19 protein-coding genes are annotated in these 23,994 nt (G+C 39.0%); 11 read left to right on the top strand and 8 right to left on the bottom strand.

The genetic code is table 11. The features are described from left to right. The first annotated feature begins 69 nt into the window (after nt 1–69). The 3 genes from AC07UV_RS02525 (at nt 70) to AC07UV_RS02515 (ending at nt 4,045) form a co-directional block, all read left to right on the top strand. Nucleotides 70–1,527 (top strand): aldehyde dehydrogenase (NADP(+)), encoded by a 1,458-nt coding sequence (locus tag AC07UV_RS02525; RefSeq protein ID WP_495182621.1) that lies wholly within the window; start codon nt 70–72, stop codon nt 1,525–1,527. Between the two features lie 231 nt (nt 1,528–1,758). Then, nucleotides 1,759–2,757, top strand: coding sequence for a 4-hydroxyproline epimerase (locus AC07UV_RS02520; RefSeq protein ID WP_495182620.1), 999 nt, complete (start codon nt 1,759–1,761; stop codon nt 2,755–2,757). 22 nt (nt 2,758–2,779) lie between these two features. Then, nucleotides 2,780–4,045: an NAD(P)/FAD-dependent oxidoreductase gene (locus tag AC07UV_RS02515; RefSeq protein ID WP_495182619.1), complete on the top strand. Its 1,266-nt coding sequence runs from the start codon at nt 2,780–2,782 to the stop codon at nt 4,043–4,045. A 136-nt stretch (nt 4,046–4,181) separates the two neighbouring features. Here the strand turns inward: AC07UV_RS02515 and AC07UV_RS02510 are convergent, their stop codons facing one another. The 3 genes from AC07UV_RS02510 to AC07UV_RS02500 all read right to left on the bottom strand — a co-directional run bounded on the left by AC07UV_RS02510 (nt 4,182) and on the right by AC07UV_RS02500 (nt 9,493). Continuing rightward, nucleotides 4,182–5,855, bottom strand: a complete 1,674-nt coding sequence (locus AC07UV_RS02510) for a M1 family metallopeptidase (RefSeq protein ID WP_495182618.1) — start codon at nt 5,853–5,855, stop codon at nt 4,182–4,184. Nucleotides 5,856–5,859: 4 nt separating this feature from the next. Next, entirely contained in the window at nt 5,860–8,034 is a 2,175-nt protein-coding gene (locus tag AC07UV_RS02505) for a S9 family peptidase (protein ID WP_495182617.1), read from the bottom strand. 70 nt (nt 8,035–8,104) lie between these two features. After that, nucleotides 8,105–9,493, bottom strand: a complete 1,389-nt coding sequence (locus AC07UV_RS02500) for an aminopeptidase P family protein (protein ID WP_495182616.1) — start codon at nt 9,491–9,493, stop codon at nt 8,105–8,107. 480 nt (nt 9,494–9,973) lie between these two features. On the opposite strand from AC07UV_RS02500, the gene AC07UV_RS02495 reads away from it, so the two are divergent. Continuing rightward, nucleotides 9,974–10,858: an AraC family transcriptional regulator gene (locus tag AC07UV_RS02495; protein WP_495182615.1), complete on the top strand. Its 885-nt coding sequence runs from the start codon at nt 9,974–9,976 to the stop codon at nt 10,856–10,858. Between the two features lie 334 nt (nt 10,859–11,192). On the opposite strand, the gene fabF is transcribed toward AC07UV_RS02495, so the two are convergent. From fabF to AC07UV_RS02480, 3 genes are all read right to left on the bottom strand, one after another. Next, nucleotides 11,193–12,431, bottom strand: coding sequence for a beta-ketoacyl-ACP synthase II (fabF, locus tag AC07UV_RS02490; RefSeq protein WP_282253565.1), 1,239 nt, complete (start codon nt 12,429–12,431; stop codon nt 11,193–11,195). 62 nt (nt 12,432–12,493) lie between these two features. Then, nucleotides 12,494–13,087: a TetR/AcrR family transcriptional regulator gene (locus AC07UV_RS02485; RefSeq protein ID WP_495182614.1), complete on the bottom strand. Its 594-nt coding sequence runs from the start codon at nt 13,085–13,087 to the stop codon at nt 12,494–12,496. An 85-nt stretch (nt 13,088–13,172) separates the two neighbouring features. Beyond that, nucleotides 13,173–13,799, bottom strand: a complete 627-nt coding sequence (locus AC07UV_RS02480; RefSeq protein WP_495182613.1) for a helix-turn-helix transcriptional regulator — start codon at nt 13,797–13,799, stop codon at nt 13,173–13,175. 197 nt (nt 13,800–13,996) lie between these two features. Here AC07UV_RS02480 and AC07UV_RS02475 point away from each other — a divergent pair, with 197 nt between their 5' ends. From AC07UV_RS02475 to AC07UV_RS02455, 5 genes are all read left to right on the top strand, one after another. Then, nucleotides 13,997–14,623: a superoxide dismutase gene (locus AC07UV_RS02475; protein WP_495182612.1), complete on the top strand. Its 627-nt coding sequence runs from the start codon at nt 13,997–13,999 to the stop codon at nt 14,621–14,623. A gap of 45 nt (nt 14,624–14,668) precedes the next feature. Next, nucleotides 14,669–15,160 (top strand): DUF2480 family protein, encoded by a 492-nt coding sequence (locus AC07UV_RS02470; RefSeq protein ID WP_495182611.1) that lies wholly within the window; start codon nt 14,669–14,671, stop codon nt 15,158–15,160. A gap of 6 nt (nt 15,161–15,166) precedes the next feature. Further along, nucleotides 15,167–15,718 carry an NADPH-dependent FMN reductase gene (locus AC07UV_RS02465; protein WP_495182610.1) on the top strand — a complete coding sequence of 184 codons (552 nt, stop codon included), beginning with the start codon at nt 15,167–15,169 and terminating at the stop codon, nt 15,716–15,718. A 305-nt stretch (nt 15,719–16,023) separates the two neighbouring features. Beyond that, nucleotides 16,024–17,946 carry a sensor histidine kinase gene (locus AC07UV_RS02460; protein ID WP_495182609.1) on the top strand — a complete coding sequence of 641 codons (1,923 nt, stop codon included), beginning with the start codon at nt 16,024–16,026 and terminating at the stop codon, nt 17,944–17,946. 14 nt (nt 17,947–17,960) lie between these two features. Beyond that, complete coding sequence (locus tag AC07UV_RS02455) at nt 17,961–18,584, top strand: response regulator transcription factor (RefSeq protein ID WP_282253572.1); 624 nt, start codon at nt 17,961–17,963, stop codon at nt 18,582–18,584. Nucleotides 18,585–18,602: 18 nt separating this feature from the next. Here AC07UV_RS02455 and cydB read toward each other — a convergent pair whose 3' ends face one another. Beyond that, complete coding sequence (gene cydB / locus AC07UV_RS02450) at nt 18,603–19,679, bottom strand: cytochrome d ubiquinol oxidase subunit II (protein WP_282253573.1); 1,077 nt, start codon at nt 19,677–19,679, stop codon at nt 18,603–18,605. Between the two features lie 6 nt (nt 19,680–19,685). Continuing rightward, nucleotides 19,686–21,023, bottom strand: coding sequence for a cytochrome ubiquinol oxidase subunit I (locus AC07UV_RS02445; RefSeq protein WP_282253574.1), 1,338 nt, complete (start codon nt 21,021–21,023; stop codon nt 19,686–19,688). Between the two features lie 101 nt (nt 21,024–21,124). On the opposite strand from AC07UV_RS02445, the gene AC07UV_RS02440 reads away from it, so the two are divergent. Together AC07UV_RS02440 and AC07UV_RS02435 are read left to right on the top strand one after the other, a co-directional pair. Continuing rightward, nucleotides 21,125–22,111: a hypothetical protein gene (locus AC07UV_RS02440; RefSeq protein ID WP_495182608.1), complete on the top strand. Its 987-nt coding sequence runs from the start codon at nt 21,125–21,127 to the stop codon at nt 22,109–22,111. 291 nt (nt 22,112–22,402) lie between these two features. Continuing rightward, entirely contained in the window at nt 22,403–23,767 is a 1,365-nt protein-coding gene (locus AC07UV_RS02435) for a sulfatase-like hydrolase/transferase (RefSeq protein WP_495182607.1), read from the top strand. Nucleotides 23,768–23,994: the final 227 nt, after the last annotated feature.

Raw genomic sequence — 23,994 nt, 5'->3', positions numbered from 1 at the left:
AAGTTATATTCCGACGGCGAAGACTTGGAAAGTTTCTACTGAACATTTAAATTGGCAAAATAGAAAAGAATGATTCAAAACGAAAATGAGATTGATGTTGTAGTAAAGCAGGCTGAAGCAGGGTTTCAGTTTCTACAACAACGAAATGTGATCGAAAGAGCAAAATTGATGCATACGATTGCTGATGAAATTGAAGCAATTGACAGTATACTGATAGAAACTGCTCATTTGGAGACCGCTCTACCTGTTACTAGACTTGAAGGTGAAAAAGTAAGAACAGTGAATCAGTGGCGTATGTATGCAAATGCGGTTCATACAGGTTTGTATAGTGAGGTTAGAATTGACCAAAGTCCCGATGGAAAGATCGATTTACGTAAATACAATAAAGGATTAGGGCCTGTGGTTGTCTTTGGAGCGAGCAATTTTCCATTTGCTTTTTCCACCGCTGGTGGAGACACTGCAAGTGCCATTGGAGCTGGATGCTCCGTCATTGTTAAAGCTCATCCCGCACATGTCAAAACATCTCAATTGATGGCCGACGCCATCCATCGGGGAATTTCAAAATACGGCGCTCCTGCTGATATCTTTAGCCATGTTATGTCCAATTCATTTGAAATAGGACAGCAATTGGTTAAACACGGGTTGGTAAAAGCGGTGGCTTTTACGGGATCGTTTACTGGGGGGAAGGCCCTGTTTGATTTAGGGCAATCAAGACCTGATCCCATTCCGGTCTTTGCAGAGATGGGTAGTATAAATCCTGTATTTGTTTTGCCGGACTATTTAAAAGACAATGTCGAAGCATTTTCAAAACAATATATTGGATCATTAACATTGGGTGTGGGACAGTTTTGTACCAACCCTGGAGTGTTGATTGGCCTTGAGGGAGAAAAATTGGATACACTCAAAGCTCATCTGAAGCGTGAAATACAATCTGTTGCTGCTGGTAAAATGTTACACCAAGGTATATTGGATCATTATAATCAGTTGAGAGGCGAGATGATTGGATGTAACGGGGTCAATATATTGGCAGAAGGCACAGATAATGTGCAAGAAGGTTTTGCTCAAGCGATGTTGGTGGAAACAGATGCAGCACAGGTATTGCGCAATCCTGAACTAATAGAAGAGGTTTTCGGACCATTTGGATTGGTTATCTCTTGTGCCGATCGTCATGAAATGAAGATTTTAATGGAACATTTGGTTGGTCAGATAACCTTGACTTTCGCAGCATCTGACGATGATATGTGGAAATACCAGGATTTGTTCACCATTGCACAGAACAAATGCGGAAGACTGTTGTTTCAAGGTATGCCAACTGGTGTTGAAGTAAAACACGCTATGCAACACGGCGGGCCATTTCCAGCGACGACCGATTCACGCTTTACCTCTGTAGGACCCGATGCGATCAAACGTTTTCTCCGTCCAATCAGTTTTCAAAATTGGCCGAATGAGTTTTTGCCGAAAGAATTGCAAGATGGTAATCCGCTGCAAATAGAACGATTGGTAAATCAGCATTGGACAAAAGAATAATAACGCTAAAAAAGATTATAAATCTATCATGATTTATTCAAACCGGATGATTGAGCTCACGAATACCTCAAAATACCAATTTGGTGAGTAAACGACTTTATTTATACCGATGAGACCAACACTTATACCGCCGAAAGCTGTGTGAAACGAGCTCATGAATACCATTGAAAATAAATACTTATGAATAATATCTCAATCTAAAAATAAATGATGAACAAATAATTTATACAAATGAAAAAGACTTTTTTTTGTATTGACTCGCATACCTGTGGATGCCCGGTACGATTGGTTGCTGGCGGCGCCCCACTTTTAAAGGGTAACTCAATGATGGAGCGGAGACTGCACTTTATGCAAGAATATGACTGGATTCGCAAAGGATTGATGTTTGAGCCCCGTGGACATGACATGATGAGTGGAAGTATGCTTTATCCACCTTTCAATACAGAAAATGATATGGCTGTTCTTTATATTGAAACCAGTGGCTGCCTGCCTATGTGCGGGCATGGTACAATTGGTACAGTTACCATCGCTATAGAAGAGGGATTAATCCAACCAAAGATACCAGGAAAATTAAGATTGGAAACCCCCGCTGGGTTGGTGCATATCGACTACGTTCAGGAAGGATCAAAAGTAAAAAGTGTCAAGTTAACAAACGTAAAATCTTTTTTATATGCAGAAGACCTAACTGTCGATTGCCCAGATTTGGGCCTTATTTCTGTTGATGTAGCGTATGGCGGAAATTTTTATGGTATCATCGACCCCCAGACTAATTTTAAAGATATCAAATTTTATTCAGCGAGTCAGTTGATCCACTATGGTAAAATAATTCGAAAATTACTTAATGAAAAATATAGATTCACCCATCCTGAGGACTCTAATATTCATGGATTAAGCCACATACAGTGGACGGGAGAGCCTGTACATATTGGCTCCTCTGGACGGAATGCTGTTTTGGTCGGCGAGAATGCGTTGGATCGCTCTCCCTGTGGCACGGGTACTTCAGCACGCATGGCACAATGGTACGCAAAAGGTAGGCTGAAAAAAGGTGATGAATTTGTGCACGAAAGCTACATTGGCTCTCAATTTATTGGTAAAATAGAAGGAGAGACTACGGTCGACGGAAAGCCAGCGATCATACCTTCGGTAGAAGGCTGGGCAAGAATAACAGGATACAATACCATTTTTTTGGATGATGAAGATCCATATTTTGGCGGTTTTCAAGTGATTTGATAGATTAATTGATAATAATAAAGTGAAAGAACATAAAAGAGGTACAGTAGTCGTAATAGGTGCTGGAATTGCTGGGCTTGCTTCGGCCTATTATCTTGTTAAAGATGGATGGGATGTGAAAATCCTGGAGAAAAATGAGGTTGATAATAATTGTTCCTATGGCAACGCTGGAATGATTGTGCCAAGCCATTTTACCCCATTGGCGGCACCGGGAATGGTGGCGCAAGGAATAAAATGGATGTTTAATAGCAAAAGCCCCTTCTATGTACGGCCTTCGTTAAATCCACGATTGATAGATTGGGGATTGAAGTTTTTTAAACATGCAAATCGGACACATGTTGAGCAGCACGCAACTGCGATCCGTGACCTCAATCTTTACAGTAGTCGGTTATACGATGAATTGAATGCAGAAGATGGTTTCGATTTTGAGTTGGAACAAAATGGTATTCTGATGATGTATAAATCTAACGAGGTGAAGCACGAGGAAACCGAATTGGCGCATCGCGCACAAGATCTTGGGTTAGACGTAGAAGTATTAGATGCGGACGCTGTAAAAGTACTGGAACCGAATCTCAAACTAGATATCTTGGGTGCGGTACTTTATCGTTGCGATGGAAAATTATATCCCCCGAAGTTAATGCAACAGTTGATTCAGTACTTGAAAACTGCAGGTGTGGTGTTTTTTGAGAAAACTGAAGTCCAAAAATTTATTACAATCGGAAATACCATTAAAACTGCCGTAAGCAACAAGGGGAATTTTGAAGCTGATGCATTTGTACTAACAGGGGGAGCTTATTTACCGCAATTGATGTCAAAATTGCATGTCCATACACCACTTTTGCCCGGAAAAGGTTATTCCTTTATGTACGACACAAAAGGAGAAAGGAAATTAAATCATGCGGCATTATTACTTGAGGCCAAGGTTGCTGTCACGCCAATGAACGGCCAGATCAGATTTAGTGGCACCATGGAATTAGGGGCTGCAAACGACAAAATTTATGAAAATCGAGTGAGGGGGATTGTAGAATCTATACCCAAATATTATCCCGAACTACAGATCGATTATCCTAAAGACAAAATATGGTATGGTTACAGACCCTGTTCACCGGATGGATTGCCTTATTTGGGAAGATTAAAAAAATACGGCAATGCTATTGTAGCTGGAGGAGGAGGGATGATGGGGCTGAGTTTGGGACCTGCCTATGGCAAGATCGTTTGTGACCTATTGGCTGCTAGAGAAATTGAGCCCAGTATTGTCGGATTTAAACCAGATCGTTTTGACCGTTAACAATTCGTTTTATAAACAGTTGCCCCAAAAATAGGATTACCTGCTTTTGGGGCAACTGTTAAATTTTTGTCTCCAAAGTCTTCAAAATCATGCTATTTTCTCGTATCGTATCTTCCAGCATGCTTTTGAATAGCTGTTATTCTGATAAAAGGCCTATATAATAATTGAATGTATCGACATCGATGTTTCCCTTATTTAATCCCGCAATTTTTATCGTTCTGAACTGTTGATCTAGTTGAATGAGCTGTCTCTTTTTGCCTTTTATTCCAATATGGATTGGCATCTGAAACCCTTTGATCTCGCTAATCCACCTACCCATTATTCTACCAGAAGCATCTTGTTGGATTTCTAATGTTGGAATAGAGGTATGCTGAACATACTGTTCAAATACTTTTGATAGATCCAGACCAGACTGCTGGCTTACATAATTCACAATGTCACTGTAATTTACCTGTTGATGATAGAATTTACTATTCAAACCTCGTAATATAGCACGCCATTTGTCGTCATTATCTATCATAGTACGGATCATATTGAGCATGACACCTCCCTTTGGATACATATCACCAGAACCTTCTTTGTTGACGTGATATGGCCCTTGCATGGGGCTGTCATTGTGAATGCCACTTCGGATACCATGCGCATATGCCTGGCTGGCTTCTTTGCCGTAGAAATAGTCTATAAATAAACCCTCAGAATAATTTGTGAAACTCTCATGAATCCACATATCCGCGAGATCGGCAGAAGTGATATTATTGCCAAACCATTCATGGCCCGATTCGTGGACTACAATGAAATCCCACTTTTGCCCCCAACCTGTTCCCGAAGCATCGTTTCCACGATATCCATTCTGATAGTGATTGCCGTAGGCAATAGCACTTTGATGCTCCATACCCGTATGATAGGTTTCGACCAGTTTGTAACCATCTTCATAAAAAGGATATGGACCAAACCAATGCTCAAATGCTTCTAACGTCTGTCTGGCATTTTTTTGAAGATGAGCCTTTTTTTCTGTTTTATCATTCTCCCGCAAGATATAGTAGTCAACATCCAAAGGACCTTTTTCACCTTTGTATTTTTCTTGAAAATGAATATAGTCTCCGATATTGATGGCTACATTGTAGTTGTTGATCGGATTGGCAACTTTCCAATGGTATTTGTTGTATCCATCCTTCATTTTTTCCACTTTTACCAATCGCCCATTAGATACGTTCATTACTTCTTTTGGGACAGCAATAGAAATCATCATACTGTCGACTTCATCGTATTGATGGTCTTTATTAGGCCACCAGACGCTAGCGCCCATGCCTTGGCAGGCTGTAGCCACCCAAGGTTTACCATTGCTGTCTTTTTTCCAGTCGAAGCCTCCGTCCCAAGGAGCGCGGGCTGCCTCTGTGGGATGACCTTCATAATACACCGTGAATTCACTTTGCGTACCTTTGGTGATCTTAGTAGGAAAGTTCAAAAAAACAGCATTGTATTCTCTTGTAAATGAAAGCTCTTTCCCTTGATAGATAACCTTATTAATTTTAAGATTCGCAAATAAATCAAATTGTAGACGCTCAAAGTCTTCCGTAGCCTTAAAGCGGAATAAGTTGGAACCTGAAATGAATTTATTGTCTACATCTACTTTCACGTCCAAATGATAATATTGAATATCGTAGCAAGTACGTAATGGCGTGAGATATCCCCGCAATGAATCCGCTCGCGTGAATTCATTTTTTTCCTTCATCAGTTGTGCGTGGGATTGCTGGAGGCCTGCGACTAAAATACCGCAGGTACCTAGTGTATATAATAGTGTTCTTTTCATTCGCTTATCTTCCGCCTGGAGGGCAATGTAGTTTTAAATAATTCGTGAATAATGTTTTTAAATGTTCATGTGTGCCCTCGCCCTCACTAATGGAATGACTACGGTTAGGATAGGACATTAACTGAAATTGTACATTATTTTTTATGAATTCGTCTATAAGAACTTCCGCATTCTGATAATGAACATTATCATCTCCTGTTCCGTGTATATACAGTAGATTTCCTTTGATATTTTTTGCATATTTCAATGGCGAACCATTCTCAAAGTCTGCTAAATTTTCTTGTGGAAGTCCCATATAACGTTCTTGATAGACATTATCATAAAGTAGTTGATTGGCAACAGCGGCTATTGCTATACCTGTTTTATAGATTTGTGGGTATTGTCCGAGCAAATTGAGTGTACTCGAACCACCACCACTCCATCCCCAGACTGCGATGCGCGAATTGTCTACAAATGACCATTTTAATATTTCCTGTGTGGCTAATGCCTGATCACGAATATTGAGCTGACCAATGTTGCGGTAGATACTTTTGCGCCATAGGCTACCTTTAGGTGCAGGTGTGCCACGGTTGTCCAAAGAAATATAGATGTATCCATCCTGGGCCATATTTCCTCTATATAAGCTGTTATAACCCGCGCTAAAGTTGTCGATTACAGTTTGTGAAGCAGGTTCACCATATACCATAAAGACTACCGGATACTTTTTATTAGGATCGAAATTCAGCGGTTTGACCATCCAGCCATCTAGTTCTACACCTTCAGTAGTTTTAACTTTGAAAAATTCTGCTATGCCATCACTGACTTTCTTTTCACGTTTAACCTCAAAATCCACTACTGTCCGGTGAGTAGGGAGTTCGATAATAGCGTCTTGTTTGAGCTCAGCACGGTTGCTAAAGTTGAAGATAGCGATCTTCCCATCTTTTGAAATATCATAGTCGCAAGTTCCCTCGAAAGATGCTGGTGTGAGCCTTTTTGGTGAGCCACCTTTAGTAGAGACACTATACAAATATTTTTGAGTCGCATTGCTGGGAGAAGCAGTGAAATAGATTGTTTCTCCTTTTGGATCTAGAAAATCAAGATTAATAATGTCATAATCTGCTTTAGTAATGAGCTTTTCATTGCCTTTTAAGTCAATTTGATAGATTTTTCGCCAGCCATCTTTTTCCGATACCCATATAAATGCTTTTCCATCCTGTATCCAGTCCCAGCCCGAAGGATCATTATTATTCCATCTTGCCTTGATGTCTATCCAGGAATCGCTCGTTTCGTGATGTATTGCTTGAGCTTCATGGGTAGCAATGGAGGCTATGTAGATCTTACTTTCGTTTTGTTTCCTATTGAGTTGCTGAAAAATAAGCTGTTTGCTGTCCATACACCATTCCATACGTGGAATATAATGCTGTGCAGGATCTCCCGGAATATTTATGCGGCTATTTTTTTTGCTAGCAAGTTCATAAGTCCATATGGAACAGGCGCTTGGAGACTGTCCTACTTTCGGATATTCCACTGGGATGGTAAAAGAGTAGAGACTATCCGTATTATTAATCATTAGAAAATTTCGGATACTGTTTGCGTCAAGCTTCCAGTAGGCGATAGAAAGGCCATCAGGCGACCATCTAAAACCATCTTTGCAACCAAATTCTTCCTCATAAACCCAATCGAAAGTTCCATTGATCATACGGTCTGTACCATCCTTCGTTACAGCGTTTATATTTCCATTTGTGAGATCCTCCACATAAATATTATGGTCTGCTTTGTTGACGTAAGCTACTTTATTGGCTTGAGGATTAAATTTGGCAAACATCAGTTGGGATGATAGAAATTGGCGGCCTAATTGCGTCAATTGATTGGATTTCTTGTTGTATACCCAATAATCACCTCTTGTATTTTCTCGCCAAACCTTTTTGCTATTGGTGTAAATTAATATTAGCTCCCTATTCTTGGAGATAGAAAAATCCTCAACCTTTATTGCCGTATTGCTGCCTTTTGGAATAAGAGATTGCTGGGATAAAAAGATTCCCCGGTTTCCATTTTTTGGATTGACGATCTCAATCCCTTTATCCGAAAACTCATAATATTGATCACCAATATCAGTCCAGAGTCTTTGCGCAAAGAGAGGATTGGATAGGTAAAGAACCAATAACAGTTTTGCGATAATAAAATGTCTAATTCTATTCATTTGTATGTGATTATTTATTTGTCTATCATTTAATCCAGAGGAGATGTGTTACTTGGGATCTCCAAAGTATTTAATCGATTGCATTGTCTTTTAGGCGATAGATTTCTTGCACTTCACGTTCGAGGTATTTTCCGAGACGACGATAACCATGTTCCTCTATCAGATAATTGTCTTCAATACGAATTCCTCCCAAATCGAGATGTTTCTTCAGAAAGTCATAATTGACAAAATCCCTGTGCAGATTTTGCTGCTCCCAAAGCTGCGTCAGTTCAGGGATGAGATAGATCCCCGGTTCCACGGTAAGTACATTGCCAGCTTCCAATTCCTTGCCCAATCGCAGGGATTTCAGACCGAAGGTCTTAGTGTCTTTAGGTTCGGATATGCTGTAACCCACGTATTGTTCACCCAGATCTTCCATATCATGTACATCTAATCCGAGCAAGTGACCTAGTCCACATTGAAAGAATAACGCGTGCGCATGGTTAGCAACAGCATCCTGAGAGTTGCCTTTCATAAACCCGACCTGTATCAATCCGTCTACGAGTGCTTCACAGGCTTTTAAATGGATATCTTTAAAACGGATTCCAGCAGTTAACAACTGCTCAGCAGATTTAAATGCGTGTAAAACGATCTGGTAAATTTCCTCCTGTAAAGAAGTAAAACGTTTACCAACCGGAAAGGTACGGGTTAGGTCGGAAGCATATCCCAATGATGTTTCAACTCCAGAATCATTCAGAAGAAGGTCGCCTTCATGAACTTGATGGAACTGCATATGGTTGTGCAAGATTTCGCCTCTTTTGGTAACGATTGGTGGATAAGAAAACGACATGCCCTGATCCTGTGCAAAATGCTGCATGGCATTGCTAATCTGATATTCATAACGACCGGGTTTGGTCATCTGGATAGCAAGACGGTGCATGTCTACAGCTACATCTACAGCTTTTTCCAGTTCAATAATTTCCTCTACTGATTTAATACTTCGTTGTGCGGCAACAGCTTGAATTAAAGCTATAGATGGTTGAAGCTGGTCAATAGGACAATTAAACAATTTCCCAAGCAATATTTTATTGTGCGATTGATAGGGGGGAAGGTAATGAAGTATATTTTGATCGCTTTTTTTTAGATAGTCGAAGAGCTGATCAAAAGGATGTAATTTATTAATTCCTGAAAGAGCGGCTTTTTCTGCTAAGGTTTGTTGTTGTCCCATCCAGACGATATCGTCGATGGTCATTTCATCTCCAAATAGTAGTGTTTCTCCCAGATCAATATCGATTACAGCAGCTAATCGAGGAGCTTTTATACCAATATAATATAAAAAACTACTGTCTTGGCGAAATGGATAGGTATTGTGTTCAAAATTGATCGGGTTCTCAATATTCCCTAAAAAAAGGATTTTTCCAGAGGAAAATTTTGAAATGAGCTCGTTCCTACGGGTGGTATAGATTTCTTTCTTAAACATATTTGTGAAAATTAAGAGAGGCAACGTATAATTAAGATTTAAAACGATATTATTTACATAAATAATATACGAGCTAATATCGCAAAATTTAATCTTTTAATCTTGAAGACTCTTATTCAAAAACGGTATTGTGATTGATATTTTAACGTTGTTACAATTGCTTATTTTTAATAATTGATACATGAAAACAAAATAATATCGAAATTTAATAAAGTTCTATGTTTATATTGAATATTAATTATCACAATTTATCAAAGTCTAATTGTATTTTAACCTTGTTTTTGTAAGATATTAAGTTTTAATGCCTGATTTTATCAAATGCTGAATGGAAAATTTGCGGATTGCTAAATATTATCACATTATATACATATTTTGTTTTTGTTTTTTCATGGATTATGATTAATATGTTTACTTGTTTCGTAGTTATTATATTTATATTAACTAAACAGCAGTAAATACAAATATAAACTATGAAATCCTATGAAAACGCTCCAATTTAATGTGCCGACAATGCAAGGCCAAAGTTTAACAGTACAAGAGGATATTTTAGAAACTTTTTATCCGCATCTTCACCGACATCAAGAAGCTCAACTCATGTGGATAGTAAAGGGAAGAGGAATATTGATTGTTGAAGATACATTACATCCTTTTAAAGAAAACGATATTTTCTTTTTGGGTGCCAATCAGCCACACGTATTTAAGTCGTCTTCGCAGGACGGTTTTTCAAATGAGTCTCGTTCTATCTCGATTTTTTTTGACCCCAATGGTAAGCTCAAGTTCTTGTTCTCATTAGAGGAATTTGAATCATTAAATCAGTTTATCTATAATAATTCCTGTGGTTTTAAAATTCCTAAGGAATACTTTGAGCAAATTTCAGAACGAGTATTACAACTGAAATCTTCCGACCAAATGGATAAATTGATGCATTTTTTCTATCTATTGAGGTCTTTGGCGAGCATATCAAAGGAGACGGATCCGCTCTGTGCAGAAAGAGCAGAAGTGATCTTAGATACGATTCATAGTTCGAATCGGATCAATGTTATCTGTAATTATATTAAAGAAAATCACAAACATGATCTTAGTCTAGAAGAGGTTGCTGATTATGCGAACCTTACACCACAGGCATTTTGTCGATACTTTAAAAAACATTGCGGCGTTACCTTTGTGACTTATCTCAATAGAATTCGAGTGAAGGAAGTATGCAGTCAATTAACAGAAGATCACTTAGATAGTGTTTCGTTTATCGCATACAGTTGTGGATTTAACAGTATTACAAATTTTAATAGAGTGTTTAAGCAGATCATTGGCTGCAATCCAAAAGAATATGTACAACAATATAAGCAAACACTATATTCTGTTATCTAGGGTAGTTGTGGTGAAGATCCGAAAATAACGAGCTTGTTGATTTCAGGTAGTATTTGGAACTAATTGTCGTCGTGTAGGAGCTGCATATTTCGATGGTTTTCGTATCAGCAGAGACGATCAAAACATTCAGTTATAAACACTTTTTCATCAGGTCTATTGTGTAGGAAAAATAAAGAAGGTTAGATTTATTATCTTTAAGGACGTTGAATAGACATAAAAAAAAGGTTTTCAAACGGGGAGAATGAAAACCTTAAATAACCAATTATAAACCTAAATTATGATACTACAAAGATAGTGTGTTTATTACACTTTGTCAAGATCTTTCTAAAAAATATTAAATCTTTTTAAACAGAATACTTGAATTGTGTCCGCCAAAGCCGAAAGCATTGCTCATTGCTGTTTGAACAGTCTTTTCCAACGGTTGATTGACAACGATATTGATACCTTCAGGAATTGCAGGATCAATATTTTCGATATTTATAGTTGCTGGAATGACATTATTGTTTATTGACTTTATGGCGATAATTGCTTCTATTGCTCCTGCCGCACCGAGTAGATGTCCTGTCATTGACTTGGTTGAGCTGACCCAGAGGTTGTTAGATTTGCCGAATGCAAGTTGCATAGCCTTCAGTTCAGCGATATCACCAACCGGGGTAGATGTGGCATGAAGATTCAGATAATCCAATTGGTCACTGTTAATTTGAGCTTCTTCCATTGCCAGTGACATTGCTTTGGCTGCGCCTATGCCTTCGGGATGAGGAGAAGTCATATGGTAGGCATCAGCAGTCATCGAAGCTCCAACAAGCTCTGCATATATCTTTGCTCCCCTTTTCTTAGCATGCTCATATTCTTCCAATACCAAGGCTCCAGCCCCTTCGCCCATGACAAATCCATCACGATCTCGATCAAATGGTCTACTTGCCGTTTTAGGATCATCGTGTCTGCTGGACATTGCTTTCATCGCGGAAAAGCCGCCAACTGAAGCCGGAGTAATAGGAGCTTCTGAACCGCCGCTAATAAAAACTTTAGCCTTTCCTAATCGAATATAATTGAATGCGTCCATGAAAGCAGTGTTGGAGGTCGCACATGCGGATACCGTTGTGTAATTGATTCCCTTTAGCCCAAATTTCATCGATATCATTCCTGAAGCCATATTGACAATAAGTCTGGGAACGAAAAACGGACTAAACCGTGGAATATAATTGCCTTTTACATAACTTTCAACTTCATTTTCAAATGTTTCCATTCCGCCCTGACCAACGCCCCAAATGACCCCAATATCAAATGGGTCCATGCTGTTGGGGTCTAAACCGGAATCTTCTAAGGCTTGAGAGGCGCTATACAAAGCATATTGCGTAAATAGGTCACTTCTCTTGATTTCATTTCTATCCAAGTATTTCTCCGGTTGAAAGTTCCTGACTTCACTTGCGATTTGCGTTCGAAACAGAGACGCATCAAAACGGCTAATGATAGCTGTATGATTTTCACCACGTAAGATATTATCCCAGAATGTATCAACATTCTCTCCCAGTGGGTTAATTGTTCCCATGCCGGTAATTACAACTCTTTTCATTTTTTTATTTTTTTAGAATTAATGCGTTAATATACCGATTGGTATGTGTTTTATTGAGAAAATTAAATTTTTATCTCCCGATCCACCATGTCTTTCATATTGTCTATTACGATGGTAAGATCTTTACCACGTCCGGAGATTTTTGCAAGTAAAATTCCACCTTCAATCATCGCCATGAAGGTAATTGCAAAGTGTTCAGCAGAAATATGCTGTTTAAACTCTCCACTCGTAATTCCTTCTTCTAATATAGAAATCAATCGTTGCCGCCAAAGCGTAAATGATCGTTTGACTTTTGGCGTTAAAAAAGGGAGCGAGTCATCAGCCTCAATAGCAGCATTCATCAACGGGCATCCTCCTGATGCAGCGATGTTTTTGAAATTTTCTTTGTAAAAATCAAAAAATGCATAAAGCTTCTTTAAAGCAGTTCTGTGTTGACTAATCAGCTGATCTACACCATCAGCAATTTTTTTACTTTGATAGGTATAAACATGAAGTGCCAGGTCATCTTTATCTTTGAAATTACCATAGATACTGCCTTTAGTTAAACCTGTAGCTGTAGTGATGTCTGAAAGTGAAGTAGCAAAGTATCCTTTTTTATTAAAGATAGGGGCTGTCTTCTCAATGATAAATTGTCGGGTCTGTTCTGCTTTTGACATGATGACGCTGTTCTTTGGTTTCAAAGATAAAAAATACTTTTCGGTATATTATTAATTTCTGTAGGATGCGACTGAAAAAGTTACATTATTTTCTTTCCGTTATGCGGTAAGTGCAACGGGAACCATTTTCGATAATGTATTCTATTCTGCTGATCGAATATGATGGGCCGATAAGCTGTTGAAAATTGCGAAGTTCTGAACGACAAAAACCTTGACATTCAGTTGCTGCGGCACATATGGGACAGTGATTTTCAATGAGGAGATAAGATTCGGCTTCTTTTTTCCATTCGGCCATATATCCTTCTTCCGTTCTCTTGGTAGCGATAATATCAAGTTTTTTTTCGATAGATCTGGTATCAGATATGGCATTCATATATTTCTGATATACTTTTGACTCGCGGTCGGTGATTAATAGATCCAAGGCATTATCACCAAGCACCTGTTTAATGGATTGCAGGAGTTGTACAGTAATTTCAGCATGACTATCTGGAAATTTTGCAAGCCCTAATGGTGAAAGGCAATAATAGGAGGATGGTCGGCCTATGCCTTCACTTCTCGCATAAGATTCTATTAGGTCCTGATTAGCAAGATTGAGCAGGTGTTTGCGGGCGCCCTCTTTTGTAATACCCAACTCTGCCGCAATAAGCGCAGCCGTAACCTCGCCTCGCATTTTTAATAACATTAATATTCTATCTGCTGGAGCCTTCTGCATTTGACAATTAAAAAGTTGTTTTAATGTTTTCTGAACAAAGATACTATTTTTTCAATTGTTGCTATAATCAATAGTATTAAAGTTTTTGTCTAGCAGAGGATAAATTTTATGACATCAATAAAACAACTATTTGGTTGTTTTATTGATGTCTATTAGTTAGTTTTGATTCATTATTAAAACAATAAAACTAAAATAACATGAGCAAATTTCAATTACCAGATTTATCATATGCCTATGGGGCACTTGAACCTTATTTTGATCAGGAGACAATGACGATTCATCATCAAAAACATCATCAGGCCTATGTTGATAATTTAAATAAAGCCGTAGTCGGTACAGGTGCTGAAGGTATTGAATTGCAGGATATCCTGGCGGAGGTGAGCCAATATAGCCCAGCTATTCGCAACAATGCCGGAGGGCACTACAATCATTCCTTGTTTTGGCAAATTTTATCTGCAACACCGAAAACAGTACCTACTGGAAAGTTGGCAAAGGAAATAGATGCAACTTTTGGTTCCTTAGATGAGTTGAAAACAAGGATAAAAAATGCAGGACTCGGACAATTTGGTTCTGGATGGTCTTGGCTTTATATTAAATACAATGGTACTTTGGATGTAGTAGCGACGCCCAATCAGGATAATCCTTTGATGGATACCCAATTGACAAGTAGGGGTGTGCCTATCTTGGGTGTTGATGTATGGGAACATGCCTATTATTTGAAATATCAGAATAAAAGAGCAGACTATTTGGATGCGTTTTGGTCTGTCTTAGATTGGTCCGCCGTCGAAAAACAGTACGAAGAAGTGATCGATAAATTGATTTAAAACCTTGAACATTCAATTAAGCGGGTATACTAATTATAAAATAACATGTTTGTAAATAAGGTTGAAAATTCGGGTATATTGGCGCTCGATCTCATTGATTTCAAAACTACACTTGAAATTATAGAATTTGACATCAAAGCTCTTTTTTACCAAGAAATGATCGTCAAAGAAAAGGAGTTTAAAGCGGCTCTTGCCGCATTGGAATTGACACCCTTTGTAGGCAAAGCTGTTGCTTTTACTTGTTCTGTTGATGCCATCATTCCCCCCTGGATCTATATGGCTTTAGCCGATAAATTCCATCCTAATGTGGCTTGTTACGATTTTAAACGTGTGGAAGCATTGGAATTGGAATTATGGACCCAAAATTTGAAGCGGGCAGATTTGTCTCCGTATCAGGATCAAAAGGTGGTTGTGAGGGCAAGGCCAAATATGCCAGAATCACTTTATATGCTAGCTGCTGCACGCTTAATTCCGATTGTTACAACATTGATGTACGGAGAGGTCGGAATGCCAAAGGTTATTTTTAAAAGAGCATAAGAAACAATGAAAGCATTAATATTTAATGGCGCCTTGGAGCGTAGGCAAGAATCTACTTCCGGAGTATTGTCTAATTATTTCGCTGAACAATTGAATCAGCTAGGTATTGAGAATAGTGTTTTTAACCTTGCGGATAGTGGAATACCACTATTTGATACAAGTCTCAGCAGGATACCCAATAGTGTAAAGATCATGAACAATCTCTTTCTGGAGGCAGACCTGCATTTTTGGCTATCTCCTTTATATCACGGAAGTGTACCGGGGGTAATGAAAAACTGTTTGGATTGGCTAGAGATAAGCGCAAAGAACAGTCCGGCATATCTCACCGATAAAAATATCGGACTGGTTTGTTGGGCGGATGGTGTACAGGCCCTACAAGGGATCAACGCTATGGATGCAATAGCAAAATCATTACGGGCATGGACTTTACCTTTTAGTGTACCTATTGTTAAAAGGGAACTATTTGAAAACACAGACTCAAGGGAGATCTCGTCGGATTATAAACGTAAATTGGACCTGTTGATCAATATCGCAACCACACGAACAGCAGTATTTTAAACACTGTTGGCACGTTCCTGAAAATAGTATTTTCTTAAAAGCAGTTTAAAAATTATTGTTACATTATTAATAATAAAGCACCTCGATATTCATTGAGGTGCTTTATATGTTTTCAAAATTGCTTAGTTTTGAGAAACTGTGTGTTGAAGTGTTCGTAGTATTCACTCAATTTCCCAGAATAGCACATCTATAGCGTTGCATCTCAAAAAAATGCAATAAACTGTTATTATTGTTTCATAATTATATAAGGTGTCTGATTAATGAGGTTACATTGTAGAGTTTTGTTAAAGTTAATTACCTGTTGTATGCTGTGTTTCACTCTACAGCGTACAAATGCCCAAAGTTTTCTGCCATTAAATGAGGATAAATATCGGGCGGATGCCGAAATGCTATTGAAGTCGACCTCAAGTGACAGTATACAGGCAATACAATACTTTTATCTGGCAGATTACTACCGCTTTCGGGATACCGTGAAATTCTGGGAAAATATGCGGCAGGGAGAGCGATTAGCTAAGCCTTTTCGAAGCCTTCACGCCATGGGAGCGCTTTACAAAAGCTTCTACTATGGACAATTTTTAGACAGTAAACGTGCTGGGATTGAAGCACAAAAGTGCGTAGACATTCTTGGAGATGCCAAACAGCCCTTTCAACAGGGACTTTTGGCCAAAGCTTGGTATAATCTGGGGTTAATTCGATTTCCGAAAAAAGGTTTTGCTGATTTACTGGATATACTCAATGGTAAATGTATGCCCTATGCCAAAGCACACGATCCCCTCATGGAAGGCGCAATAAACACCATGATCGGTATGGCCTTTATGTCATCCAATCAATTGGCAAAAGCAGATGAGTATCATCAGATAGCGATCAAACAGCTGGAACAACAACCAGAGAGCACACCGCTACTGGTAGCCTATTTAAACGCTGTTAGCACCTATTGCTACCAGGTTAAATCAAAAGAGGCCCGGCAATTGTTAGATAAGGTCAAGGTAATGTTAGGAGACAACCCCAACTCTTCTCAGTTACCCAATTACTATTACAATGAAGCGCTCTATTTTACGACAAAGCAACAGACAGATGAAGCGTTACGTATGTTGAATATTGGTTTGGAATGGTCGAAGAAAATGAACAATTGGAAATCCTATCAGATGATGCTGTTTAGAAAGTTTAATGTCTATTTGATGCAGAAAAAATATGCTGAAGCGAAACTTCCATTGGAAGAAATTGTAAAAAATGGATTGTTGACACGTGATCTTTACAACAGTAAAATTGTTTATAGCCAATTGGCTACTGTGAATGAATTGATGGGGGACTACAAAGAAGCACTTAAGATGTCCAATGTAGCGAGTAAGCTCTCTGATAGTATTCAGAAAGTCCAGCTTTTGGAGAAGATGAACGAAATGGAGGCTAAATACAAAACTGTAGAAAAAGAAAAATTGATTTTAAATCTGCGTGCTGAGAAAGATCGCAATCAATTAAAGGTTTTTCTTGTTTTAGGCATTGCTATTTTGCTTTTCATTGTAGTTTTATTTGTCACCTTTTCCTATAGAAAACAACGGAAACTGAATCGACAGATCCAGATTAATCATGAGATTGCTTTGGAGAAATTGGCGAAGGAAAAACAGCTGCAAATCTCCGAATCCATGCTCAAAGCGGAAGAACAGGAACGGCAGCGTATTGCACAAGATTTGCACGATAGTATTGGCGGCATGCTGACAGGATTAAAATTTAAGATCGCTGGAGAGCAAGCAGGTGAATTCGATTTGACGAATGAATTGCCCCACAAACTGAACGATATTTTGGGTGAAGTTCGACGGATATCGCATAATCTGATGCCCGAGTCATTACGGCAATTTGGTCTAATAGCAGCATTGGAACAATTGTGTCTTTCGATGAGAAATAATAAGGTTCAGATCCAATTTGAAAATTATGAGGACGACGTACGTCTGGACTTTCAAAAAGGGTTGGCAATCTATCGGATCGTCCAGGAGGCGATCTCAAACGCCTTGAAATATGCAGATGCAGACCTTATTATTGTTCAAGTAAGTAAATCACAGGGAATATTGCAGGTTTTGATAGAAGACAATGGAAAAGGTTTTGACTCTTCTGCGGCAAATTATGGAATGGGATTAAATAATATGGTCAACAGAATCAAATGGATCAATGGATCTATTGCTATGCAGAGCAAACTTGGATCGGGTACGCAAATTGAAATAGGAGTAAGTGTTTAGTTAAAAACTAATGTATGAAAATTATTGCCGTGTTAGACGATCATCCCTTATTATTGGAAGGGGTGACTTCTTTTCTCAATAACCAACTCGGGTATAAAGTGTATTCATTTCTGGAGGAAGTATCATTGATCGAATTTTTGGATACGACGAAAGTAGATTTGGTGCTTATGGATATGCAGCTTTTGAACACCAGCGGATTGGACGTCTGTCTACAGGTGAAGAAGCTGTTTCCCGTGGTTCCAGTTGTTGCATTGAGCAATTTAGCGGATCGTAATCTTATTTTTCAGTTTATGCGAAATGGCGGGAATGGTTATATACTAAAGGATGTTTCTAATGACGAATTCCTTCGTTGTGTACAGCTTGGACTTGATGGAAAGAAAGCGCTTTGCGATAGGGCAAAGGATCTTTATGCCGGAGCTGTCACCTCCATGGAAGATCTTCCACGTTTAACACGAAGGGAAAAGGAGATTTTGACGATGGTTGCCGATGGCTATACCAGTAATCAGATTGCGGAGAAACTATTTTTAAGTCCCGTTACGATAGAAACACACCGACGTAATCTTCTGACCAAATTTAAAGTGAAAAATATGGTCGAATTGGTACAATTTGCGCTAACTCATAAATTACTGGGGCTCTAGCTTGTCGGAGCGATTATGCTAATGCTCACCATAGCCTACATCATCCAGTTTTCCTTTAAAGACCCTAAATTGAATAATAAAATAAGCTACCACCAAAATTGCTGCAAAAATAAACCATCCCAAACCTACAGAGAGGCCATATTCATGTGCTGCGGCATTCTGGATGGTAAGCGAGGGGTTTACCTCATTGGTTGATGGTAATAAGGTTGGAAACATAGAGGCCACTGTGGTTGCAAAGCTTCCCAGTATAAATAGGGAAGAGAACATAAAACCCGTACCATCTTTTTTGAACGTCCTAATCCAAAATTGTCCCAGCAGGCCAATCGCTGCAATCAACGGGAATATCCAGAGCCAATAATGATTTTGCAGATTATTTAAGGAGATTGGTTTTACATAATGCCAGACATAAGCAGATAGAATGACCAATACAAGTAATACGAAATTCAATTTAAATATGATGTCTTTAAGTCGCTGATTTAGGGTGCTGGATGTTTTTAATATGACCCATCCTGCACCATGGATAGTCAGTGTGACGACCGCTACTAAGCCTAGTATCACTGTGAACCAGTCAATGATACCTTGATGTTCAGCTAAAGGATCGAAAGTTGGGTTCCAGAGTGCGAGGAAGAAATAATGCGGTTCTTGCGTGGATACCCCGTTTTCAACCATCCCCAGATTGACTCCACGGACGACGTTGCCTAAGGCAGCGCCAAAGAATAGTGCTAGGAGTAAGCTAGCTAAACCAAAAGCTTTATCCCATAATGCTTCCCAAAGTCGGTGATGTATTTGTCCTCTTAGCTCAAGACTTATCGCCCTAAAGATCAGTAACCACAATACGAGCATCAGAGGGAGGTAGAATCCGCTAAAAGATGACGCATAAAGTGTTGGGAAAGCAAAAAATAAAACACCACCAGAGGCAATCAGCCAGACTTCATTAGCGTCCCAAAAAGGCCCGATTGCATTTGTTACAGCCTTTTTCTCCTCTTCGGTCTTTGCGAAGAATAAATGTACAATTCCCGCTCCAAAATCGTAACCATCAAGGACAACATAAATGCCCAACATGAAAGTCAATACAATAAACCAGAATATTTCCATAACAAATTAGTTTAAAGCAATATGAGGCTCGGGGCCTTTTCTAATAATTTTCAATACTAACATAAGGAACAACAATCCCAAAAGAATATAGAGTCCGACAAATCCCAGTAAAGTAAATAACGTATTACCAGAAGATACCGTGGGCGATACCCCATCTACCATCCGCATCAGATTGTATACCAACCAAGGTTGTCGTCCTAGTTCGGATGTATACCAGCCTGCCGTATTGGCGATGTAGGGAAAAGGGATCATAAACATAATGATCCACAGTAACCATTTGGTCTGATATAACTTATTTCGCCAAAGTAAAAAGCTGCCCAATACCATGATTCCAATAAATATTGTACCTAAACCAACCATGATGTGATAGCTATAATAGAGCCCCGGAACATTCGTTGGATGTAATGAGTCGTTAAACTCATTCAGGCCTTTTATCTCTGCATCCCAACGTTGGTAGGTAAGGAAGCTTAAAACATTAGGAACCGCAATTTTATTGTCCAGTTTTTTGTTTTCCATATCAGGTTGACCGATCAGGATAATTTCGGATCCCCCTTTTTCTGTTTTGAAGATACCTTCCATCGCTGCGAATGATGCTGGTTGATATTTTACCACATTTTTGGCAGCTAGATCTCCTGTAGGAAATGCGAGCATGACAGATGAAATGGCACCAAAGATTACGCCGCTTTTAACGAATATTTTTCCAAATTTACTATGTCTATCGCTAAGGAGGTAGAAAGCTCCTATAGACGCAACAAAAAAAGAACTTGTAACCAAAGATCCAGCTTGATTGTGGAGATAAGAAGGCCATAACCATGGATTGCTAAATAAAGAACTGAAATTGTTCAGCACAAACTTGCCATTTTCGAGAATTTCATAACCTACAGGGTGCTGCATCCAGGAATGCGTGGCAATAATTAGAAATCCACTGGCCCAAGATCCAATGAATACCATCAAACCGGAGAGAAAGTGTAGCTTGTGACCAAGTAATTTTTCTCCGAAGAGAAACATTCCCAAAAAGGAAGACTCCAGGAAAAATGAAAACATTCCTTCCATTGCTAAGGTCTGTCCAATGATTCCCCCTGTAAGTTCGGAGAATTTTGCCCAATTTGTGCCAAATTGAAATTCCATGGGTATACCTGTCACAACACCCATTGTAAAATTCAGTGCAAAGATTTTCATCCAAAACTTTGATGCATTGTTGTAATCTTCATTGTGTGTTTGTAAAAATTTCCATTTGAAATAAACAATCATCAATGATAATCCCATAGTCAGTTGGGGAAATAAATAGTGGAATGTGATTGTAAAGGCAAATTGAAGCCGATTGTAAAGAATCATGTCTTCCATGGATGCGATTTTTGGTTAATGACATTTAAATATAAAATTTTTTTGTCCTATCTTCGCCCCGACAATAGAAAATTGCGAAAGGGAAGAGGAGCACAAGTGGCATGAAAAAAGTGATAATTTTAATGGGTGTTTTGCTAATACCCATACTTTTTATTCTACTCAACAACAAGGACAGAGGCAAATTAGTGGCCGACAATGTCGTATTTAGAGATAAACTATCCGATTACGGATTGTTCAAAGGGAAAATAGCTAATCTCATACCCAATGATCAAGGGGTTTCTTATGAGTTGGCTTCCGCACTGTTTACAGATTACGCCGACAAAAAACGTGTTATTTTCCTGCCAAAAGGAAAGAAATTAGTGGCTTCTGATGATGGATTGCCAGATTTTCCAGATGGAACCATTATCGCCAAATCTTTTTTTTACCCAAAGAAAGACACGATACAAGCGTCTACATTAGTACTGCTTGAAACACGTCTCCTGATCAACAAAGAGGGGCAGTGGAATGCAGCAACCTATCAATGGAATTCGACCCAAGATGAGGCCTTCTTATTAGCCGATAGTGCAGTTGTACCTGTTGCATTTTTAGATAATAAAGGAGTGAAACGACAGACAAATTATATCATTCCTTCACGCACAGACTGTATGGCATGTCATCGTCAGGGAAATCGTATGCTCCCGATAGGTCCCAAAGTCAAAAATTTAAATCGGGTCGTGTTTCGGGATACTGACACAATTCAACAGTTAGCCTATCTGAAAGATAAAGGTATAATAGATATCCTGCTAGCGAGACAGCTAACTTCGTTACCTAGCTATGATGACCTTAGTCAATCTAGCGAGCACCGGGCAAGAGCCTATCTGGAGGTGAATTGCGCGCATTGTCATAACCCGATGGGAACTGCCTATATGACGATGCTTGATCTTAGATTTGAAAGTCCAATAAACGAAACTGGGATTTGGCTCAAACAGGCAAAAATTATCGGACGAATGTCTGTACTAGGTGAGATGCATATGCCTCAAAAAGGAACCTCTATACTTCATGAGGAGGGGATAATGTTAATTAAGGATTATCTTCAGTCCCTCAAATAAATAATCGTTAATTTTTTAAGTTGTTGGTAATTAGTGTATACGGAGATGTTTTGCTCATCGTAAATCGGATTTTGTTTGTGTTTTAATAAAATCTATAGGATTAGTAGATTATATTGAAATATCTTTTATATTTGTGATAGATAAATTTCCCTTATCTTTTCTCAAATTGACAGCAGGGGAGGCGCTCGCCTCCCTCAATGTCTTCAAAATAGAAACAAGTTTTCGATTGGCGTTGGCACTTGTCGGTATTTTCTTATCTTGCAGCACTATTTCCAATTAACTAATGCGATCATGATGCGATTTACTAAATTTTTCATGGCAATGACCATGTTTCTCTTCGTTACATTTGTTCATGCACAAAATAAGAAGCCTAATATAATCCTGATTCTTACCGATGATTTAGGGTACAGTGACCTCGGTTGTTATGGCAGTCCAAATATATCAACCCCTTTTTTGGATTCGATCGCCAGTAAAGGTGTGCGGGCAACAAACTTTATGGTGTCAACCCCCTCTTGTACCCCCTCGCGGGCATCTTTGCTGACTGGGCGTTATGCTTCCCGTTATAATCTACCTGCCCCAATCGGTCCGGGATCGAATCTTGGCCTACCGGATGAGGAAGAAACGATTGCCGAATTGTTAAAAAAGGTAGGGTACCGAACAGCATTAATTGGTAAGTGGCATCTAGGCGATAAACAATCTTATCATCACCCTAATAAACAAGGGTTTGATTTTTTCTATGGGATGTTGTATAGCCATGACTATCGCGACCCCTACGTAAAAACGGATTCTGTGATTAAAATTTTTAGAAATAGAAGACCGGAGGTCGTCGCACCTGATGATTCGGATTTAAGTGCATTGTATCATAAAGAAACGGTGGATTTTATCGAAAATCAAGATAAAGATCATCCATTCTTTTTATATTATGCGCACAACTTCCCACATCTTCCATTGGCTTTTGCGAACAAAAAGAATAAGTTTGCCGATCAGCAGAATGCAGGCCCCCTTGGGGCCGTTATGCGTCAGTTGGATCATAATTTTGCTGAACTTTGGAAAACCGTAGAGAGAAAAGGACTAGCAGACAATACAATTTTGATCTTCTCCAGTGACAATGGACCTTGGATAGCTTATCCTTCACGAATGTCAGATGATCATGCGACAAAAAACTGGCACGTAGGCACAGCCGGTGTATTTAAAGGATCGAAAGCTGAAACGACTGAAGGTGGAGTTCGTGTTCCATTTATTGTATACGGAAAAGGATATGCGCAGGAAGGCAAGGTCATCAGACAGGCAATCAGTAATCTAGATGTATTGCCGACAGTGGCAAAATGGACAGGAGCCCCTCTTCCAAAAAGATCCATTGATGGTCAGGCAATAGATGCTTTATTGAGTGGTAAAGCAGAAGATTTAAAGGCTCAACATCGACCTATATTTCTAGTAAACTATGGTCATGTTGAGGCTGTTCGAGCTGGTGATTGGAAATATAGACGAATACCGGCAGGTGTTAACCAGATATCAGGAAAGCCATATGATGCGGTAGAAGAATTGCATAATATTGCCTGGGATCCAAGTGAGCGAACCAATATTCTAAATGATTATCCCGAGAAAGCAGCGGAATTACGTTTATTGTTTGAAAGCTTTGATGGGAATATGAAATAATAAAGAGATTAGGGATTTACGCTAACAGTGCTAATTTCTCTGTAAGGAGTATTGGGCCTATTTTTGAAATTGTCCTATTTGTTTTATTAGGTTGTTTACAGATGCTGGTACTTAACGTATAACCAAGTTAACACCATCTTCGTCAGTAAAACCCTATTAGCAGATACTTTATAAGGTTTTAACAGGGGGTTAATAGGGGTTTATCCCTGTTATACCCCTGTTAACCC

The organism is Sphingobacterium sp. GW821-FHT03E03, assembly GCF_059420745.1.
Note: the sequence above shows the minus strand (reverse complement) of the source record. Positions and strands in the feature narration are given on the sequence as shown.

Coding starts and splice junctions, on each gene's coding strand:
- AC07UV_RS02525 (WP_495182621.1), top strand. CDS start 70: ATGATTCAAAACGAAAATGAGATTGATGTTGTAGTAAAGCAGGCTGAA.
- AC07UV_RS02520 (WP_495182620.1), top strand. CDS start 1,759: ATGAAAAAGACTTTTTTTTGTATTGACTCGCATACCTGTGGATGCCCG.
- AC07UV_RS02510 (WP_495182618.1), bottom strand. CDS start 5,855: ATGAAAAGAACACTATTATATACACTAGGTACCTGCGGTATTTTAGTC.
- AC07UV_RS02505 (WP_495182617.1), bottom strand. CDS start 8,034: ATGAATAGAATTAGACATTTTATTATCGCAAAACTGTTATTGGTTCTT.
- AC07UV_RS02500 (WP_495182616.1), bottom strand. CDS start 9,493: ATGTTTAAGAAAGAAATCTATACCACCCGTAGGAACGAGCTCATTTCA.
- AC07UV_RS02495 (WP_495182615.1), top strand. CDS start 9,974: ATGAAAACGCTCCAATTTAATGTGCCGACAATGCAAGGCCAAAGTTTA.
- fabF (WP_282253565.1), bottom strand. CDS start 12,431: ATGAAAAGAGTTGTAATTACCGGCATGGGAACAATTAACCCACTGGGA.
- AC07UV_RS02485 (WP_495182614.1), bottom strand. CDS start 13,087: ATGTCAAAAGCAGAACAGACCCGACAATTTATCATTGAGAAGACAGCC.
- AC07UV_RS02480 (WP_495182613.1), bottom strand. CDS start 13,799: ATGCAGAAGGCTCCAGCAGATAGAATATTAATGTTATTAAAAATGCGA.
- AC07UV_RS02475 (WP_495182612.1), top strand. CDS start 13,997: ATGAGCAAATTTCAATTACCAGATTTATCATATGCCTATGGGGCACTT.
- AC07UV_RS02470 (WP_495182611.1), top strand. CDS start 14,669: ATGTTTGTAAATAAGGTTGAAAATTCGGGTATATTGGCGCTCGATCTC.
- AC07UV_RS02465 (WP_495182610.1), top strand. CDS start 15,167: ATGAAAGCATTAATATTTAATGGCGCCTTGGAGCGTAGGCAAGAATCT.
- AC07UV_RS02460 (WP_495182609.1), top strand. CDS start 16,024: ATGCTGTGTTTCACTCTACAGCGTACAAATGCCCAAAGTTTTCTGCCA.
- AC07UV_RS02455 (WP_282253572.1), top strand. CDS start 17,961: ATGAAAATTATTGCCGTGTTAGACGATCATCCCTTATTATTGGAAGGG.
- cydB (WP_282253573.1), bottom strand. CDS start 19,679: ATGGAAATATTCTGGTTTATTGTATTGACTTTCATGTTGGGCATTTAT.
- AC07UV_RS02445 (WP_282253574.1), bottom strand. CDS start 21,023: ATGGAAGACATGATTCTTTACAATCGGCTTCAATTTGCCTTTACAATC.
- AC07UV_RS02440 (WP_495182608.1), top strand. CDS start 21,125: ATGAAAAAAGTGATAATTTTAATGGGTGTTTTGCTAATACCCATACTT.
- AC07UV_RS02435 (WP_495182607.1), top strand. CDS start 22,403: ATGATGCGATTTACTAAATTTTTCATGGCAATGACCATGTTTCTCTTC.